This window comes from Pseudoalteromonas sp. UG3-2, assembly GCF_037120705.1.
In the GTDB taxonomy this organism is placed as follows: Bacteria; Pseudomonadota; Gammaproteobacteria; order Enterobacterales; family Alteromonadaceae; genus Pseudoalteromonas.
Map to the genome: position 1 here is coordinate 904,221 of NZ_JAWLJU010000002.1, position 18,745 is coordinate 922,965.

At 45.5% G+C, this 18,745-nt stretch carries 9 protein-coding genes and 3 rRNA genes; 2 read left to right on the plus strand and 10 right to left on the minus strand.

Annotated elements, in window-relative coordinates:
• Positions 1-241: 241 nt before the first annotated feature.
• From R3P39_RS07250 to dapB, 6 genes are all read right to left on the minus strand, one after another.
• Positions 242-523, minus strand: coding sequence for a hypothetical protein (locus R3P39_RS07250; RefSeq protein ID WP_336566608.1), 282 nt, complete (start codon positions 521-523; stop codon positions 242-244).
• A gap of 180 nt (positions 524-703) precedes the next feature.
• The gene (locus tag R3P39_RS07255) at positions 704-1,309 is read right to left on the minus strand and encodes a hypothetical protein (RefSeq protein WP_336566609.1); all 606 of its coding nucleotides are present in this window, start codon (positions 1,307-1,309) and stop codon (positions 704-706) included.
• A 363-nt stretch (positions 1,310-1,672) separates the two neighbouring features.
• Positions 1,673-2,149 (minus strand): transcription elongation factor GreA, encoded by a 477-nt coding sequence (greA, locus tag R3P39_RS07260; RefSeq protein WP_336566610.1) that lies wholly within the window; start codon positions 2,147-2,149, stop codon positions 1,673-1,675.
• A 47-nt stretch (positions 2,150-2,196) separates the two neighbouring features.
• The gene (carB, locus tag R3P39_RS07265; protein ID WP_336566611.1) at positions 2,197-5,415 is read right to left on the minus strand and encodes a carbamoyl-phosphate synthase large subunit; all 3,219 of its coding nucleotides are present in this window, start codon (positions 5,413-5,415) and stop codon (positions 2,197-2,199) included.
• Positions 5,416-5,431: 16 nt separating this feature from the next.
• Positions 5,432-6,568: a glutamine-hydrolyzing carbamoyl-phosphate synthase small subunit gene (gene carA / locus R3P39_RS07270; protein WP_336566612.1), complete on the minus strand. Its 1,137-nt coding sequence runs from the start codon at positions 6,566-6,568 to the stop codon at positions 5,432-5,434.
• A gap of 210 nt (positions 6,569-6,778) precedes the next feature.
• Positions 6,779-7,582 (minus strand): 4-hydroxy-tetrahydrodipicolinate reductase, encoded by an 804-nt coding sequence (gene dapB / locus R3P39_RS07275; protein ID WP_336566614.1) that lies wholly within the window; start codon positions 7,580-7,582, stop codon positions 6,779-6,781.
• A gap of 315 nt (positions 7,583-7,897) precedes the next feature.
• On the opposite strand from dapB, the gene R3P39_RS07280 reads away from it, so the two are divergent.
• Both R3P39_RS07280 and R3P39_RS07285 read left to right on the plus strand, forming a co-directional pair.
• Positions 7,898-9,211, plus strand: coding sequence for a Na+/H+ antiporter NhaC family protein (locus R3P39_RS07280; protein WP_336566616.1), 1,314 nt, complete (start codon positions 7,898-7,900; stop codon positions 9,209-9,211).
• 83 nt (positions 9,212-9,294) lie between these two features.
• Positions 9,295-10,071, plus strand: coding sequence for a nucleoside-binding protein (locus tag R3P39_RS07285; RefSeq protein WP_336566618.1), 777 nt, complete (start codon positions 9,295-9,297; stop codon positions 10,069-10,071).
• On the opposite strand, the gene R3P39_RS07290 is transcribed toward R3P39_RS07285, so the two are convergent.
• The 4 genes from R3P39_RS07290 to R3P39_RS07305 form a co-directional block, all read right to left on the minus strand.
• Positions 10,068-11,081 (minus strand): tetratricopeptide repeat protein, encoded by a 1,014-nt coding sequence (locus R3P39_RS07290; RefSeq protein WP_336566620.1) that lies wholly within the window; start codon positions 11,079-11,081, stop codon positions 10,068-10,070. The genes R3P39_RS07285 and R3P39_RS07290 overlap by 4 nt on opposite strands.
• Positions 11,082-12,572: 1,491 nt before the next feature.
• Positions 12,573-12,686, minus strand: a 5S ribosomal RNA gene (gene rrf / locus R3P39_RS07295).
• Positions 12,687-12,826: 140 nt separating this feature from the next.
• Positions 12,827-15,929 (minus strand): 23S ribosomal RNA (locus tag R3P39_RS07300).
• Between the two features lie 402 nt (positions 15,930-16,331).
• Positions 16,332-17,865: ribosomal RNA gene (locus tag R3P39_RS07305) — 16S ribosomal RNA — on the minus strand.
• The 16S, 23S and 5S rRNA genes sit together here, the layout of an rRNA operon.
• Between the last annotated feature and the right edge of the window lie 880 nt (positions 17,866-18,745).

An 18,745-nucleotide genomic window follows, 5' to 3' on the forward strand; every position in this document is an offset into this window, starting at 1 on the left:
AAATGGAATAGCGTTAGTCTGATAAGCATTGCTGTTCATAAACGGGAGAAGCTAAAGCTCTCTAAGGAGACGCTTTACAACCTGCTACGTCGTTTTGCTGTTAAGGTAAGCTAGTCATCACGATGTTGGTTGCAGCCCCTATTTCTATGGTTTATAGGCAAGACGATAACTGCAGTAATTTATTTACTAATAGTTTTATTATTAGTGATACTGAGGGTATGTAGGGTCGTGATTGATGTCGTCATTCAACTTTATCAATTTTTGCAATGGCGCCACGGTTGATGGTTACCCGCACTTGAAATTGCGATAGCGAAACTGAATACACTCCATCAGCGGGTTTATTAGCCAAAAGGTGCTGTAAGCCCAGTAATAGCTGATCGGTATCGTTTTGTTGGCCACTGTCCTCTTGGCTATTCAAGTACGCTTTGCCTTGCTTTACTGCTTTATCAATAACCACAGAGGCAGCCTGTTGGGTGGCTTTACTCTTTAGTGCTTTAACTAATGCAGACTTCAATAAACTCATAATTCACCGCACATCTAAAGATTTTTTACTTATCGCTGAGTTTAGCAAGGGGGTACACAAAGTCCATGCACTTTTGTTTGCAAAATATTTCCTTTGGCTGTCATTTAAAAACGACTAACAAAAACGGAAACCGCGCTTTTTCAACCTCAGTGATACTGCTTACGATCACCATAAATGTATTTATTGAAACACGTGTAATTGTGCTTTTATTTGTCTGCCACTAAAAAGCTGTGCCAAAAAAGGAGCAAAGTAGGCTTCATCACTTTTACTGCTCAGCTGCTGGTCGTTATCAGTAGTAAGTGGCCTAGATAGCTCAGCTTTTACTTCATGCCAATTGGGATTAGCTGCGCTTAGCACCTGATGTACCTTGGTGTTATAGCTGCAGTGTTCCATGTTCTCACAGATCAGCATTAATGGCTGACTTAGCTGCAATGAATCTAATAACGCCTGATTAATATTTGCTGTATCGCCACCTTGCGACAGCATTAAACTGCTAGGAATACCATAGGCCACGATGAAGTCATCATCAGCAAATAGACTGTTAGTATAGAGTAAGGTGGTTAAAATAAGATACGTGCTGTATTCAGCATCCTGGCTCAACCCTAATAATGGGCTACCTTGGCGCAAGTCTAAGGCGCACAGGCTGGAAACCTGCTGCCAAAATAATTGCCTGTCTTTGGGTAACTTGTTTGCCCCAGCGCCAGCTAATCGATTCATCCAGCCATCGAGGAACCGCGTAAAGTTATCGCTTGTCACCTTGTTGTTTAACTCCTCGTTCCTTGCCATAAGCGTCCTTATTTTGCCGCAACCATAAAATCAGATGTGTTTTATCGCAAGCCATTATGGGCAATACGGATACCGTTAATTGAGTTGAGCTTGGTTATGTAAATAGAGTAATTAATGCCACACACATGAGTGTAATGCATTTTGCATAAACGCTATCAGCAGCACCCAGCTAGCGCGTTAACTTTAGTAAGCAATAAGGCAGGAAATTATGCAATTACAGCTAATTACAGGGCCCGAAGTGGGAACGGTTAATTCACATAATGGCGCTTGGTATAAAACAAAAAGGCCCACTTAAATGTGAGCCTTTTTAGCAGTTAACCAAACTGGTTTAACTAAGAGAGCAAACTACAAGGTCGCTTGCAGTTACTTGTATTCAACTTCAATGATTTCAAATTCAACGGCCCCATTTGGAGTTTGAATATGAACAGTATCATCTAACTCTTTACCAATAAGTCCACGCGCAATAGGTGAATTTACCGAAATTAAGTTACTTTTGATGTCCGCCTCATCATCACCAACAATGCGGTAGCTGACTTCTTCATCTGTTTCAACATTAACAATAGAAACAGTACTACCAAAAATCACTTTACCATTGTTTTCCATCTTAGTGACGTCAATGATCTGTGCTGTTGACAGCTTACCTTCAATCTCTTGAATACGGCCTTCACAAAAGCCCTGCTGCTCTCTTGCAGCGTGGTACTCGGCGTTTTCTTTCAAATCACCGTGCTCACGAGCTTCAGCAATGTCAGCTACGATTTTTGGACGGACAACTTTTTTTAAATGATTCAGCTCTTCACGAAGCAATTCTGCGCCTCGTACTGTCATCGGAATTGATTGCATAAGTATCTCACTCATGGCCAAGGCACGTGGCCTTGGCTCAGTTCTTCTTAGTTCAAACGCTGGTGTAGTTCTTGAACAGAGTTTACAGAACTTCTGTCGTCAGCTTCATTCGCTGTACAGTTTGCAAACGCTGCATTTAGCGTAGTGGTGTAGTTAGTCTTATGCTGTAATGCACCACGACGTAACACCTTCGAGTCTTCAATTGCTTGGCGACCTTCAGTGGTATTTACAATGTAGCTGTACTCACCATTCTTGATGCGGTCAAGAATATGAGGACGGCCTTCAAATACCTTGTTTACACGACGTACTTCAATGCCAGCTTCTTCTAACGCTTTGGCAGTACCACTTGTAGCGTCTAATTCAAAGCCAATTGCTTTCATGGTCTTTGCTAGCTCTACAACTCGTGCTTTGTCACTCTTACGCACAGATAGTAGCGCGCGGCCGCCACGTGGTAAAGCGTTTGCTGCACCTAATTGCGCTTTTGCAAATGCTTCGGCGAAATTTTCACCAACACCCATGACTTCACCGGTTGAGCGCATCTCTGGACCACGCATCGGATCCACACCTGGGAACTTAGCAAATGGCAATACCACTTCTTTAACACTGTAATAAGGTGGAATGATTTCTTTGCTAATGCCTTGGCTAGTTAGCGATTGGCCAACCATACAACGCGCCGCTACTTTCGCTAATGGCACACCCGTTGCCTTAGACACAAATGGAACCGTACGCGCAGCACGTGGGTTTACCTCAATCAGATAGACTTCATCGTCTTTCACCGCAAACTGGGTATTCATTAGGCCCACAACACCTAATTCAAGCGCCATATCGCGTACTTGTTTACGCATAACATCTTGAATGTCTTGCGACAACGTATGTGCTGGCAGTGAGCAAGCAGAGTCACCAGAGTGAACACCGGCTTGTTCGATGTGCTCCATGATACCGCCAATGATAACGTTCTCACCGTCACAAATCGCATCAACATCCACTTCAATGGCGTTGTCTAGGAAGCGATCAAGCAATACCGGAGCTTCGTTTGATACCGAAACCGCTTCGGTCATGTAACGACGCAGGTCTGCTTCATCGTAAACGATTTCCATAGCACGACCACCAAGTACATACGATGGACGCACAACCAGTGGGAAACCAATTTCTTGTGACTTCGAGATGGCTTCTTCTAAAGACGTTACAGTGGCATTTTCTGGTTGCAGTAGATCTAAGCGCTCCACTAACTGCTGGAAGCGTTCACGGTCTTCCGCGCGGTCAATGGCATCAGAAGAGGTACCAATCACTGGCACACCGTTGGCCTCAAGATCGCGGGCAAGTTTCAATGGCGTTTGGCCACCGTACTGAACGATCACGCCTTTTGGCTTTTCAACACGAACAATTTCTAACACGTCTTCGAGGGTAATTGGCTCAAAGAATAAACGGTCTGAAGTGTCGTAGTCGGTCGAAACCGTTTCAGGGTTACAGTTCACCATGATGGTTTCATAACCGTCTTCACGCATTGCAAGCGCCGCGTGTACACAACAGTAGTCGAATTCGATGCCTTGACCAATACGGTTAGGGCCACCACCAATAACCATGATCTTGTCTTTGTCTGACGGCGCAGCCTCACACTCTTCATCGTAAGACGAGTACATGTAGGCAGTGTCTGAGCTAAATTCAGCAGCACAGGTATCAACGCGCTTATACACTGGCAAGATTTCTAACTGGTGACGTTTCTTGCGAATTTCTTTTTCAGACACTCCGGCGATTTCGGCAATACGCGCATCTGAGAAGCCTTTACGCTTCAAGCGACGTAAGAAGTCTTTGTTCAGACCGGCCATGCCAACTTCAGCGATTTTTGCTTCGTCTTTAAGAATGTCTTCAATTTGCACCAGATACCAACGGTCAATTTTGGTCAGCTCAAAAACGTCTTCCACAGACATGCCATGACGCATGGCATCTGCAATGTACCAAATACGCTCAGAGCCTGGCTCACGCAGCTCACGAATGATGGTTTCTTTGGCGTTAATCGCGTCTAGCGGTACCACAGGGTTTAAACCGGTAGCGCCAACTTCTAGGCCACGCAATGCTTTTTGCAATGACTCTTGCTGGTTACGACCAATGGCCATCACCTCACCCACTGACTTCATCTGAGTCGTCAAGCGGTCGTTTGAACCGGCGAATTTTTCGAAGTTAAAGCGAGGAATTTTAGTCACGACATAGTCAATAGACGGTTCAAATGATGCTGGGGTTGCACCGCCCGTAATGTCGTTTTGCAGCTCGTCCAGCGTATAACCTACCGCAAGCTTGGCGGCGATTTTCGCAATTGGGAAACCCGTTGCTTTTGATGCCAGTGCAGAAGAGCGTGATACACGTGGGTTCATCTCAATGATAACCATACGACCATCAACTGGGTTTACCCCAAATTGTACGTTCGAACCGCCCGTTTCTACACCAATTTCACGTAATACTGCCATCGAGGCGTTACGCATTAATTGGTATTCTTTGTCGGTCAAGGTTTGTGCTGGCGCTACCGTGATTGAGTCACCAGTGTGCACGCCCATAGGGTCGAAGTTTTCAATTGAGCAAACAATGATGCAGTTGTCGTTTTTGTCACGAACCACTTCCATCTCATACTCTTTCCAACCCAACAAACTTTCATCAATAAGCAGCTCATTAGTCGGAGATAAGTCGAGTCCACGAGTACAGATCTCGTCAAACTCTTCCATGTTGTATGCAACACCACCACCGGTACCACCCATAGTGAATGATGGTCGAATAATACAAGGAAAACCAATGCGAGAGAGCACATCATGGGCTTCATCCATGGAGTGCGCAATTTCCGCACGCGGACACTCAAGGCCAATGTTTCTCATGGCAGTGTCAAAACGCTCACGGTTTTCTGCCTTATCGATGGCATCTGCTGTGGCACCAATTAACTCCACACCATGCTTGGCAAGCACACCGTGCTTATCCAACTCCAGTGCACAGTTCAGCGCTGTCTGGCCGCCCATGGTAGGTAATACCGCGTCTGGCTTTTCTTTTTCAATGATTTTTTCTACCACTTCCCAGTGAATTGGCTCGATATAAGTAGCATCGGCCATTTCTGGGTCAGTCATGATGGTAGCTGGGTTCGAGTTTACCAAGATGACTCGATAACCCTCTTCTTTCAGCGCTTTACAGGCCTGAGCACCAGAGTAGTCAAATTCACATGCTTGGCCGATAACGATTGGGCCTGCGCCCAAGATCAAAATACTTTTTAAGTCTGTACGTTTTGGCATTATTACTCCGGTCCTATTAAGCGTTGTGAGATTGCATTAATTCAATAAAATGATCGAATAGCGGTGCTGCATCGTGAGGCCCTGGGCTGGCTTCCGGGTGACCCTGGAAACTAAATGCCGGCTTGTCAGTACGATGAATACCTTGCAAAGTGCCATCAAAGAGTGATTTATGCGTTGCTCGCAAATTATCAGGGAGACTTGCTTCCTCAGCAGCAAAACCGTGGTTCTGCGCTGTGATCATCACCACGTCACGTTCGATGTCTTTTACCGGGTGGTTACCACCGTGGTGGCCAAACTTCATTTTCGCGGTTTTCGCCCCTGACGCAAGCGCCAGTAGTTGGTGACCTAAACAAATACCAAATAATGGGATTTCTTTATCAAGGAAGGTGTTAATAGCATCGATTGCATAGGTACAAGGCTCGGGGTCGCCAGGTCCATTAGATAAGAACACGCCATCAGGATTTAAAGCCAGTACGTCAGCTGCGGAGGTTTGCGCAGGTACTACGGTTAGCTTACAGCCTCTGTCTACGAGCATCCGTAGAATATTTTTTTTCACACCAAAATCGTAGGCAACAACATGGAACTTTTCTTCTTCTGGCGATAGGGTTTTGAATCCCTCACCCAAAGTCCAGCTTGATTCACGCCATTCAAACTGAGTTTCTGTTGTTACTACTTTCGCTAAATCCATCCCTTTTAAGCCAGGGAAAGCTTGAGCCGCTTCCAGCGCTTGTTGCTCGTTAACCTCATCACCTGCGATAATGCAGCCATTCTGTGCGCCTTTATCACGTAAGATCCGAGTTAATTTTCGAGTATCAATATCCGCTATCCCTAGGATATTGCGTTGCTTTAGATAATCACTGAGTGATTGTTCGTTACGGAAATTACTCGCAAGCAGTGGTAAGTCACGGATCACTAGGCCTTTCGCCCAGATTCTGTCCGCTTCCTCATCTTCGCTGTTAGTACCGGTGTTGCCGATATGTGGGTAAGTAAGCGTAACGATTTGTTCCGCGTATGAAGGATCCGTTAAGATCTCTTGATACCCCGTCATTGACGTATTGAATACCACTTCTCCGACTGACATACCGTCAGCACCGATAGCAGTACCGCGAAACACCGTGCCGTCTTCAAGGACTAACAGAGCGGATTTAGTCAAGTTAACCTCCTAATAGTAAAAAACGGGCGAAAGCAAGAAAACGCTCCACATCCCGTTTACAAAAGCGCTTGGTAACACGCAGTTTTTAAAATTTTGGCAAATTCGTTATAGTCTACAGCAAGATTCCTATTTCGTCTAATCAAAATCACATAATTTATAAAAACAAAGGGTTTGCAGTGTATTTTACTTTAAACCCTTAAAATGATACGATTACTTCTTTAAATCTAGCACATCTTGCATATCATAAAGACCCGCCGGCTTATCTTTTAACCACTTCGCAGCCCTTATAGCACCTGATGCAAAGGTTAGTCTTGATGCTGCTTTATGGGTTAATTCAAGCCTTTCCCCCATAGTTGCGAAGTAAGCCGTATGTTCACCTACAATGTCGCCGGCTCGAAGCACTGAATAACCGATTTCTTGTTGTGATTTGGCTTCATGACTGTGGCTGCGGTCGTACACTGCAACTTCATCGTGTTGCCAGCCTTTGGCATCGGCAATAGCCTCTCCTAACGCCAGTGCCGTGCCCGATGGCGCATCAACTTTGTTGCGGTGATGGGCTTCAAAGATTTCAATATCCATGTCATCACTGAGCTTTTCTGCCGCTGTTTGTACTAGGTTTAATAATAAATTAATGCCAACGCTGTAATTGCGAGAAAAAACAATCGGTATGGTGTTGGCTGCAGCTTTAAGCTGCGACATGTCTGCAGCCGTTAAGCCGGTAGTACCAATCACCATGGGTTTCCCCTCAGCTACCGCCTTTTCTAAATGTTTTTTCATGCCCTCTGGCAACGTAAAGTCGACCACCACATCCACAGCACTGAGCTCGCTTTCTTCACTACAAAAGTGGCTATCGGCGTCGGCTTGGGGTTGTAGTTGCCTTATGGCTTGATTGAGGTATTGAGATTGACTACGAACAAAAGCCCCCGCTAATTGAGCGCCACTATCGTGATGACAAGCCTCAATCAGTGCTAAGCCCATACGGCCATTAGCACCAAAGATCCCGACTTTGGTCATGTGTTCCCCTTAATTGTGTTAATTCAGTTGCTTACTCCGGCGATGCCATCATGTTATCACCATCACTAATGCGTCAGCCTACTGATGCACTGGTCATAAATAGAGTAATTCTTATGCTTTTTCATAGTGCTAGAGTTTAACCTATCTATGTGTCATAGTCAGGGTGGATGAAAATAATAAAACATTAGACTTTAGACGTCTAAACATATAAACTTCCGCGCCTACTCACCTCTCGGGTCTCAAACCTGACTCTGATCTAGGTGTGTAGTGCGGTTTCACAGCCGGTGCTGGCTGTGTTTAATTTTGGGGAGTGCTATGCAGCCAAACTATAATCAAACAAAAGCAAAACTATCCTTGCTACCTCTGCTGACATTTGTCGCTATCTTCTTGGGTGCTGGTTTGTATTTACAATCACAGGGAGTTGATTACGCTTTTTACCAGTTAAAAGCACCTGTTGCTATCTTACCGGCCATTGTGTTGGCATTTATCTTAAATAAAGACACCATCAATCGCAGTGTTGAAACCTTCATTCGTGGTGCCGGCCACAATAATATCATTACTATGTGCTTGATTTACTTGCTGGCTGGCGCTTTTTCTGCCGTGGCTAGTGCCACCGGTGGGGTCGACGCTGTGGTAAATGCAGGCTTGTCTTTGATCCCTGCTGCGTTTTTATTGCCTGGGTTATTTTTGATCTCAGCGGTGGTTTCTACAGCCATGGGCACCTCGATGGGAACCATTGGTGCTGTGGGCCCAATCGCTGTTGCGGTGGCCGCAAAGACCGGAATCGATCCGGCATTGATGGCTGGTACGATAGTGTCTGGTGCCATGTTTGGCGATAATTTATCAATTATTTCAGATACTACGATTGCCGCGACCCGCACTCAGGGCTGCGAAATGAAAGACAAATTCAAAGAAAACCTCAAAATTGCCTTACCGGCTGCGCTGCTTACCGTCTTGCTACTAGTCTTCGTCACCCCGGAGCCTCAAGTCGTTGAAACCAAAGATTTTGACTGGTTATTGGTGCTGCCATATGCCTTTATTTTGATTTTAGCGGTTATCGGGATCAACGTTTTTGTTGTGTTATTTAGCGGAATTATTTTTGCTGGGTTGATGGGATTTGTCGGCGATTATCAAGGCTCTGCTTTCTTAAGCGATATCTACACCGGCTTTAGTGAGATGCAAGAAATCTTTTTGCTCTCCATGTTTATTGGCGGCATGTCTGAGTTTATCAGAGTAAATGGTGGCCTCGACTTTTTAGCGAAACAAATCCAAAAGCTCACAGCTATTATTGCAAAATGGCATCGTAAAGTAGCGGATCAACTGGGTATCGCCGCGTTAGTTCTCACCAGCAACTTATGTATCGCTAACAATACCGTCAGTATCATTGTTACAGGCCCGGTGGCTAAAAAGCTCGCCGAAGACGGCAATATTACACCTAAGCGCTCGGCCAGTTTATTAGATATCTTTGCTTGTGTGATGCAAGGCTCCCTCCCCTATGGTGCCCAAGCATTATTACTCGGCGCCACCTTTAAAATAAGCCCTTGGGATGTATCTAGTTCTTCATACTATTGTTTTATTTTGGCTTTCACGGCAGTCACAGTGATTTGTTTAAGACGAAATAAAGCCTAATAGCAACTTTTTATTGCCGCAAAGCGCCCATCATTGGGCGCTTTTGTTATAATTTCATTTTTAGTGCACATTTACTTCTAATAATGAAATTAAACTCTCTTTTACTTCCTGCGTTGTTTTTAGCCAGTAGCGCCACGGCCGCTGATTGGAGTAGCACCCAACTTCACCTAAATCATGGTGAATTTAAAAACCCATTTAGCCAAGCCCAAGCAAACTCAACCGTTTACTCACTCCAACACGCCTCAGGTTATCAATATGGCGACAATTTTTTCTTTATTGATTACAGCAAAGATGACTTTCGCGATGGCTATCAAGATGGCGATTTTTATGGTGAGTGGTACTCCAGCTTCTCAATGGCAAAAATCATGGACTACCAAAGCCAATTCGAAAGCATTAGCGATATCAGCTTAACACTGGGCGTCAATGCTGCGGGAGATGCTAAAGTCATGAAGTACTTACCTGGTTTTAAAGTAAACTGGAATGTACCTGGCTTTAATTTTTTCTCTTCAACCTTCACGTTATATCAAGATGATAGTCAAGGTATTGCCAAAGGTGGAGCACCCAAAGAGACTAACAGTTGGATGCTAGACCTTGCGTGGGGCTACCCTTTTACCATAGGTCAACAGCGCTTCTACCTCACCGGTCATGTAGAATATATCGCAGAGCGTGAGAATGAATTTGGTGACACCGTTAATGGCTGGCTGTTAGCACAGCCAATCATACAGTGGGATTTGGGGAACGCCTTAAGCATGCCAGTTAATCAACTGATGCTAGGGATAGAATGGCAGTATTGGCATAATAAGTTAGGCACAGACACCACTGAGTCGGTTCCACAGCTACATCTAGCTTGGACTTTCTAACTCTGACACCATGGCAAAGCAATTGGCTTTAGCGGCTTTATTGCTTTGCCGCTGTCATTCTTAGTAAGCTTTTTATATTGAGATACCTGAGTTTGCAATTTTGGCAGAGCTAATAATGCAACGTAGAGCTCGACATTGTTTGCAAACTCGCTTTTCAGCAGTTTTGGTAACGAGTCTGTAAACTGTTGCAAAGTGGTATCACTAGGAGCGTTATTCGCTGTTATTTTCAAAAACACCTGTTGCTGCCACTTAAGCACGGTATTGAACTCCACGTTGTTACTTTGCTTCACTTGCTCAGCCACCGTATTACTATATCGAGCAAACGCCTCTATCTTACCACCAATTAAAAGTGCATTGAGCAGATTCAGGCCAACATAACTGGCTTCGATGGTTTGCTTCTCAGCTTGGTATGCTTGCAACGCTTCGATATACAACGTGCTGGCTTGTGCATAATTCCCTAAATCATAATGAACATTGGCTAGGTTGTTAGAAAGTGCGGTAATAACCGATTTTTCATAGTTCTTATTAAGATGTTGCTCTAACAGTTGTTGAGCGGCCTGGGATTTGCCACTGGTTCGGTAATGAACTGCTAGATTATTAATAATCGTTGGTTTTTGCATACTATCGGCGTGCTTAAGTGCACACTCATAACCATCACTGGCATGCGTCATCTGCTGATTTCGACGGTAATAAATCGCTAAATAGTTGGCTAATTCAGCTCTTTCAGTTCGTAAAAACTCAAGCCAGCTCGTTTGCTCGGTAAATAGCAAAATAATATCGCGGATCAAGTCATGATTATTGCTTCTCATCGCCGCCTCTAAAGCAGCTCGATGAAGAGCATAGAGACCCTTTGATGGCTCGCTAGGGAGTGTACCTTCTATATCTTTATATCTTTGCGTGGCTTTTGCAGGGTTAGCCTGGTTCAGTGATTCAATCAGTTGCAGTTCTTTGTATAACAAGCTTGGTGAAACAAGTACTGCTGACACCAGAAAATACATTAATATAGCCACAGCCTCCCCCAAAGAGCCCAATCCACTTAACACTAATGTCTAGTCTAGCTGGCTCGAACCAAGTTAGCCACACAGCAAGCTTTGCGAGTGCTTTAACCATTGAGTATCTGTAGGCTTATTACCATATTTTTTAATATAATAACTAAAACCATAACAACTACCATCTCTGCATATGGCATTTGGCGCGATTATCATAATGGCGATAGGCGGGCAGCTATTGCTAGCAATGGCCTAGCTATACAATTAAACCAATGAATATCAGTAATTATGACTAAATAAAGGCCCCCATTGGGACCTTTACGGAGTTTACGGATTTGGGAATAACCTATCATTTAATGGCTCTACTATTAGCTTAAACCACTTTCCTTGTGCGTTTTCTAGCTAAATAAACCTGGTTTAGTTAAGTCACAACTGCTGCATATCTTTCATAACGATATCTCCTTTACCTGTTAATGCACTTTACTTGTGCAAGTGGGACAATGGATTTTCTTAGCCGAGTTCAATTACATAGTAAGCACTCTTACCATCGAGTACTGCAACCTGCGACTTACTTAACCTTAGAACACAGGAAGCTAGAATGAGATATGCAAATAATTAATCAGACCTTGAAGGCAAACTCCAACCAGCATAGATATTGCGACAGCCAACAAGTTTTAAAATAGAATATGTATTATTCATAGCTTTTTTGAATCCAGTATCGAGGCCTGTGGTCATTATTTTTTTATTGCTTACAAACCGAAATTCAGCTTTGAAAAAGCGCAGTTCATAAAACTGCAATACTAAACCAGTCAGTTGCTATTCAGAATGCCAATAATAGTACGAGTTTGATTTCAGCTGTTAAAAAAACATGGATAAGAGATCTCTAGCTGTAACTATAGATTTTATGAGACTTAGACAATTAGATGTGAATTTTTCTCATGCAAGCAAAGCCCCTAGTTAAAAAGCTATACTAAATAAAAGACTGCAATATTGCTTATCGACCCCCTTCTGCTAAACAGCGCTCACTGACTAATATTATTTAGTAGGCACGATAACAACACACCTATCTTAAGAGCATGTATATCTTATAGGCGGATTTACCCCGCGCTTTTTTATTGTGCCGTAAATGCAAAAAAGCCGCTGGATTGCTGCAACGGGTTTGACGTACAAGAGTGAATTGCGACCAAAGCACTGCTTCGCAGTTCGAGGAAGTAAGCGCAAGGATGCGCGAAGGGGAGATACTACATGGGTGAACTGCGACCGAAGCACCGCTTCGCAGCGCAGTGAACGCGAGGTATGGACACCGAGCTGGAAGCCCGTCACAGGGGTGAATTGCGACCGAAGCACTGCTTCGCAGCGCAATGAACGCGAGGGTGACGAGAAACCGAAGCAACGCTTCGCAGTTCGAGGAAGTGAGCGCAAGGATGCGCGAAGGGGAGGTACTACATGGAAGTACTTTACTCCAAACGCAAAAAACCCCGACTCTTTCGAATCGGGGTTTTCTTAATAAGGCCCTGGCGATGTTCTACTTTCACATGGGAAGCCCACACTATCATCGACGCTGTTTTGTTTCACTTCTGAGTTCGGCATGGAGTCAGGTGGTTCCAAAACGCTATAGTCACCAGGAAATTCGGTGTATCAATGAGGTCACCCTCATCAATTAAAATCTGGAAAAACTGCTTAAATTCTTTGTCTTCGTCGCGGTCTAAAACCGCTGCTACTTTAGTATCTTATCAACTTCTGTCGCTAAACCACTTTGGCGTTGTATGGTTAAGCCTCACGGGTAATTAGTACAGGTTAGCTTAATGGCTCGCACCACTTCCACATCCTGCCTATCAGCGTTGTCGTCTTCAACGGCCCTTTAGTGGAGTTAAACTCCAAGTGAGAACTCATCTCGAGGCCTGCTTCGCGCTTAGATGCTTTCAGCGCTTATCAGTTCCGAACATAGCTACCGGGCAATGCTATTGGCATAACAACCCGAACACCAGCGGTTCGTCCACTCCGGTCCTCTCGTACTAGGAGCAGCCCCTCTCAATTCTCAAACGCCCACGGCAGATAGGGACCGAACTGTCTCACGACGTTCTAAACCCAGCTCGCGTACCACTTTAAATGGCGAACAGCCATACCCTTGGGACCGACTTCAGCCCCAGGATGTGATGAGCCGACATCGAGGTGCCAAACACCGCCGTCGATATGAACTCTTGGGCGGTATCAGCCTGTTATCCCCGGAGTACCTTTTATCCGTTGAGCGATGGCCCTTCCATTCAGAACCACCGGATCACTATGACCTACTTTCGTACCTGCTCGACGTGTCTGTCTCGCAGTTAAGCTGGCTTCTACCATTACACTAACCGTACGATGTCCGACCGTACTTAGCCAACCTTCGTGCTCCTCCGTTACTCTTTGGGAGGAGACCGCCCCAGTCAAACTACCCACCAGGCACTGTCCTCAATCCCGATTCAGGGACCTAAGTTAGAACATCAACACTACAAGGGTGGTATTTCAAGGTCGGCTCCACACCATCTAGCGACGATGCTTCAAAGCCTCCCACCTATCCTACACATGTAGGGTCAATGTTCAGTGCCAAGCTGTAGTAAAGGTTCACGGGGTCTTTCCGTCTAGCCGCGGGTACACAGCATCTTCACTGCGATTTCAATTTCACTGAGTCTCGGGTGGAGACAGCGTGGCCATGGTTACACCATTCGTGCAGGTCGGAACTTACCCGACAAGGAATTTCGCTACCTTAGGACCGTTATAGTTACGGCCGCCGTTTACCGGGGCTTCGATCAAGAGCTTCGCATACGCTAACCCCATCAATTAACCTTCCGGCACCGGGCAGGTGTCATACCCTATACGTCATCTTACGATTTTGCAGAGTACTGTGTTTTTAATAAACAGTCCCAGCCACCTGGTCACTGCGGCTGACTTCAGCTCCGGGCGCGGGCCCTTCACCTAATGTCAGCGTACCTTCTCCCGAAGTTACGGTACGATTTTGCCTAGTTCCTTCACCCGAGTTCTCTCAAGCGCCTTAGTATTCTCTACCTGACCACCTGTGTCGGTTTAGGGTACGATTCAGTATAAACTGAAGCTTAGAGGCTTTTCCTGGAAGTAGGGCATCAACAACTTCACCACCGTGGTGGCTCGTCTCGGCTCTCAGCGTTCTTATTTAAAAGAATAACCCGGATTTACCTAAGTCATTCGCCTACTGCCTTTCACATGGACAACCAACGCCATGCTTGCCTAGCCTGCTCCGTCCCCCCATCGCATTCATACTGAGTACGGGAATATTAACCCGTTTCCCATCGACTACGCTCTTCAGCCTCGCCTTAGGGGTCGACTCACCCTACCCTGATTAACATGGGATAGGAACCCTTGGTCTTCCGGCGTGGGAGTTTTTCACTCCCATTATCGTTACTCATGTCAGCATTCGCACTTCTGATATGTCCAGCATGCCTCCCGGCACACCTTCAGCCACTTACAGAACGCTCCCCTACCCCTTGAGCATACCCCGAAACTATCTGTGCCATCCCCGTCTAGTTGGGGGACGCTTTATCGTTGGGTGCAAAGCACGTCAACGTTAATCAAATAGCTTGGGTGGTATGCTCAAAGCCGTAGCTTCGGTGGTATGTTTAGCCCCGTTACATCTTCCGCGCAGGCCGACTCGACTAGTGAGCTATTACGCTTTCTTTAAAGGATGGCTGCTTCTAAGCCAACCTCCTAGCTGTTTTAGCCTTCCCACATCGTTTCCCACTTAACATACACTTTGGGACCTTAGCTGACGGTCTGGGTTGTTTCCCTCTCCACGATGGACGTTAGCACCCACCGTGTGTCTCCCGGATAGTACTTTACGGTATTCGGAGTTTGCAAAGGGTTGGTAAGTCGGGATGACCCCCTAGCCTTAACAGTGCTCTACCCCCGTAAGTATTCGTCCGAGGCTCTACCTAAATAGATTTCGGGGAGAACCAGCTATCTCCCGGTTTGATTAGCCTTTCACTCCTAGCCACAGGTCATCCCCTAACTTTTCAACGTTAGTGGGTTCGGTCCTCCAGTTGATGTTACTCAACCTTCAACCTGCCCATGGCTAGATCACCGGGTTTCGGGTCTATACCCTGCAACTTACGCGCCCAGTTAAGACTCGCTTTCGCTACGGCTCCCCTAAATGGTTAACCTCGCTACAGAATATAAGTCGCTGACCCATTATACAAAAGGTACGCAGTCACCCATCACTAAGCTACCTCTGCTTGATTTTGGCGGTTGATCGTCGGCTAACAAGTTAGGTCGACGTTAACGCGATTTCAAACATTGTGCTTACTTAGGAGTTCACCAAAGTAACTTAGTGATGGGCTCCTACTGCTTGTACGTACACGGTTTCAGGTTCTATTTCACTCCCCTCACAGGGGTTCTTTTCGCCTTTCCCTCACGGTACTGGTTCACTATCGGTCAGTTGGGAGTATTTAGCCTTGGAGGATGGTCCCCCCATATTCAGTCAAAGTTTCACGTGCTCCGACCTACTCGATTTCACTGTAAATAAGTTGTCGTGTACGGGACTGTCACCCTGTTTCGTCATACTTTCCAGAATGTTCCACTAACTACATTACAGCTTAAGGGCTAATCCGATTTCGCTCGCCGCTACTTTCGGAATCTCGGTTGATTTCTTTTCCTACGGGTACTTAGATGTTTCAGTTCTCCGCGTTCGCCTCAACAACCTATGTATTCAGTTGTTGATGACCCAAAGGGCCGGGTTTCCCCATTCGGAAATCCTAGTCTCAAGTGCCTCTTACTGGCTCAACTAGGCTTATCGCAAGTTAGTACGTCCTTCATCGCCTCCAACTGCCAAGGCATCCACCGTGTACGCTTAGTCACTTAACCATACAACCCAAAGTGGTTTTGCTTGGTCTTTGTCATTTATATGGCCTTGTCAGCACAATTTACTTGGTCACATAACACGTTATGCTCCCAGCGATAAATTGCTTGACGGCGTTGTCTAAATAACAAATCCACGTCGCAAAATAGTGCATTACATCACTAGTTGTACGTCAAAGACTGATTTAACTTCGCCAGAAGTTAATATTGAATACTAAAGTAGACGCTAATTAATTATCGAAATAATTAATTGGCATTTTCTTTCGAAAACTCGATAAATAACGTTCGTTATTCATCAGAATTTAATTATCAGCTTTTCCAAATTTTTAAAGAGCAATATCACTCGGCCATCAGGCCAAGCAACAATCATCTGTGTGGACACTTCGAACAAATCAGTTCTAAATCGTATAAGGAGGTGATCCAGCCCCAGGTTCCCCTAGGGCTACCTTGTTACGACTTCACCCCAGTCATGAATCACTCCGTGGTGAACGTCCTCCCTAAGGTTAGACTATCCACTTCTGGAGCAACCCACTCCCATGGTGTGACGGGCGGTGTGTACAAGGCCCGGGAACGTATTCACCGCAGCATTCTGATCTGCGATTACTAGCGATTCCGACTTCATGGAGTCGAGTTGCAGACTCCAATCCGGACTACGACAGGCTTTAAGGGGTTCGCTCACTATCGCTAGTTCGCTGCTCTCTGTACCTGCCATTGTAGCACGTGTGTAGCCCTACACGTAAGGGCCATGATGACTTGACGTCGTCCCCACCTTCCTCCGGTTTATCACCGGCAGTCTCCTTAGAGTTCCCGACCGAATCGCTGGCAACTAAGGATAGGGGTTGCGCTCGTTGCGGGACTTAACCCAACATCTCACAACACGAGCTGACGACAGCCATGCAGCACCTGTCTCAGAGTTCCCGAAGGCACCAAACTATCTCTAGTAAGTTCTCTGGATGTCAAGTGTAGGTAAGGTTCTTCGCGTTGCATCGAATTAAACCACATGCTCCACCGCTTGTGCGGGCCCCCGTCAATTCATTTGAGTTTTAACCTTGCGGCCGTACTCCCCAGGCGGTCTACTTAATGCGTTAGCTTTGGAAAACAGTCCCGAAAGACCGAGCTCCTAGTAGACATCGTTTACGGCGTGGACTACCAGGGTATCTAATCCTGTTTGCTCCCCACGCTTTCGTACATGAGCGTCAGTGTTGACCCAGGTGGCTGCCTTCGCCATCGGTATTCCTTCAGATCTCTACGCATTTCACCGCTACACCTGAAATTCTACCACCCTCTATCACACTCTAGCTTGCCAGTTCGAAATGCTGTTCCCAGGTTGAGCCCGGGGCTTTCACATCTCGCTTAACAAACCGCCTGCGTACGCTTTACGCCCAGTAATTCCGATTAACGCTCGCACCCTCCGTATTACCGCGGCTGCTGGCACGGAGTTAGCCGGTGCTTCTTCTGTCAGTAACGTCACAGCTAGCAGGTATTAACTACTAACCTTTCCTCCTGACTGAAAGTGCTTTACAACCCGAAGGCCTTCTTCACACACGCGGCATGGCTGCATCAGGCTTGCGCCCATTGTGCAATATTCCCCACTGCTGCCTCCCGTAGGAGTCTGGACCGTGTCTCAGTTCCAGTGTGGCTGATCATCCTCTCAAACCAGCTAGGGATCGTCGCCTTGGTGAGCCATTACCTCACCAACTAGCTAATCCCACTTGGGCCAATCTAAAGGCGAGAGCTAAAAGCCCCCTTTGCTCCGTAGAGATTATGCGGTATTAGCCGTCGTTTCCAACGGTTGTCCCCCACCTCAAGGCATGTTCCCAAGCATTACTCACCCGTCCGCCGCTCGTCATCTTCTAGCAAGCTAGAAATGTTACCGCTCGACTTGCATGTGTTAGGCCTGCCGCCAGCGTTCAATCTGAGCCATGATCAAACTCTTCAATTAAAAGTTTTTTTTGAAACCTAAGTTTCAGCTCAATGAATTCTGATTGTTTGTTTCTACTTTTAAAAAAGTAAATCAAAACGAATTGACTATATAGTCACTCAGTTACAATTGAGACTCTAAATTTGTTTGCGTCATCTAGCGAACTAGAATCGGCTGTTAGAACTCAATCTGTACGAGTGCCCACACAGATGATTGCTTTAAATTGTTAAAGAACGTTGCGATGTTTTCATCGCGTCAGGGCTGCGCATTCTACGCTTTCCTGATTTTTTGTCAACGCTTAATTTGCCTTTCTTTTCAGAACAACAAATTCAGCTTATTTGACTCTACCGTTACGTTGCTGCGTTGCTTTTCAGCGCAGTGCTCCGTGTCGGTGGATGCGCATTATAGGGAGAATCGATTTCAGTGCAAGCGTTATTTTAAAAAAACAAACCGAACGAACAAAAATCAAACGAATTAGCTGAATTTGTATATTTTACATACCAATAAGGAACCATATCAGCCCTAAACCCCAGTTAAGCATGTTAAGACTTCAGCTCTTCGTTTCATTATTGGCTTATTTTACAATGTAACTAAGTAACAATTGCCAAAACTTGATCATGCGCTATCAGCCCTCTCAACCAAACACAAGTTCATCCCCTCATTATATAGCGATCTCAGTGTTGATTTGAGTTATCACTAGTAAAGTTGTGATCCTTGGTTCTATATAAAAAAGGAAATAGGGCTATAAATAAGTAATGAGTATAAAGGTAGTAAAAATGACGATCATACCAACCCGCCTTAGTACTTGGTCAATTTGAGAAAGTAAGTTAGCCGCTAACTGCGTTAAAATTTCTTATTTTGAATAAATTAAGTGTTGCCGTTGGATGGCTAAAAAGAAAAG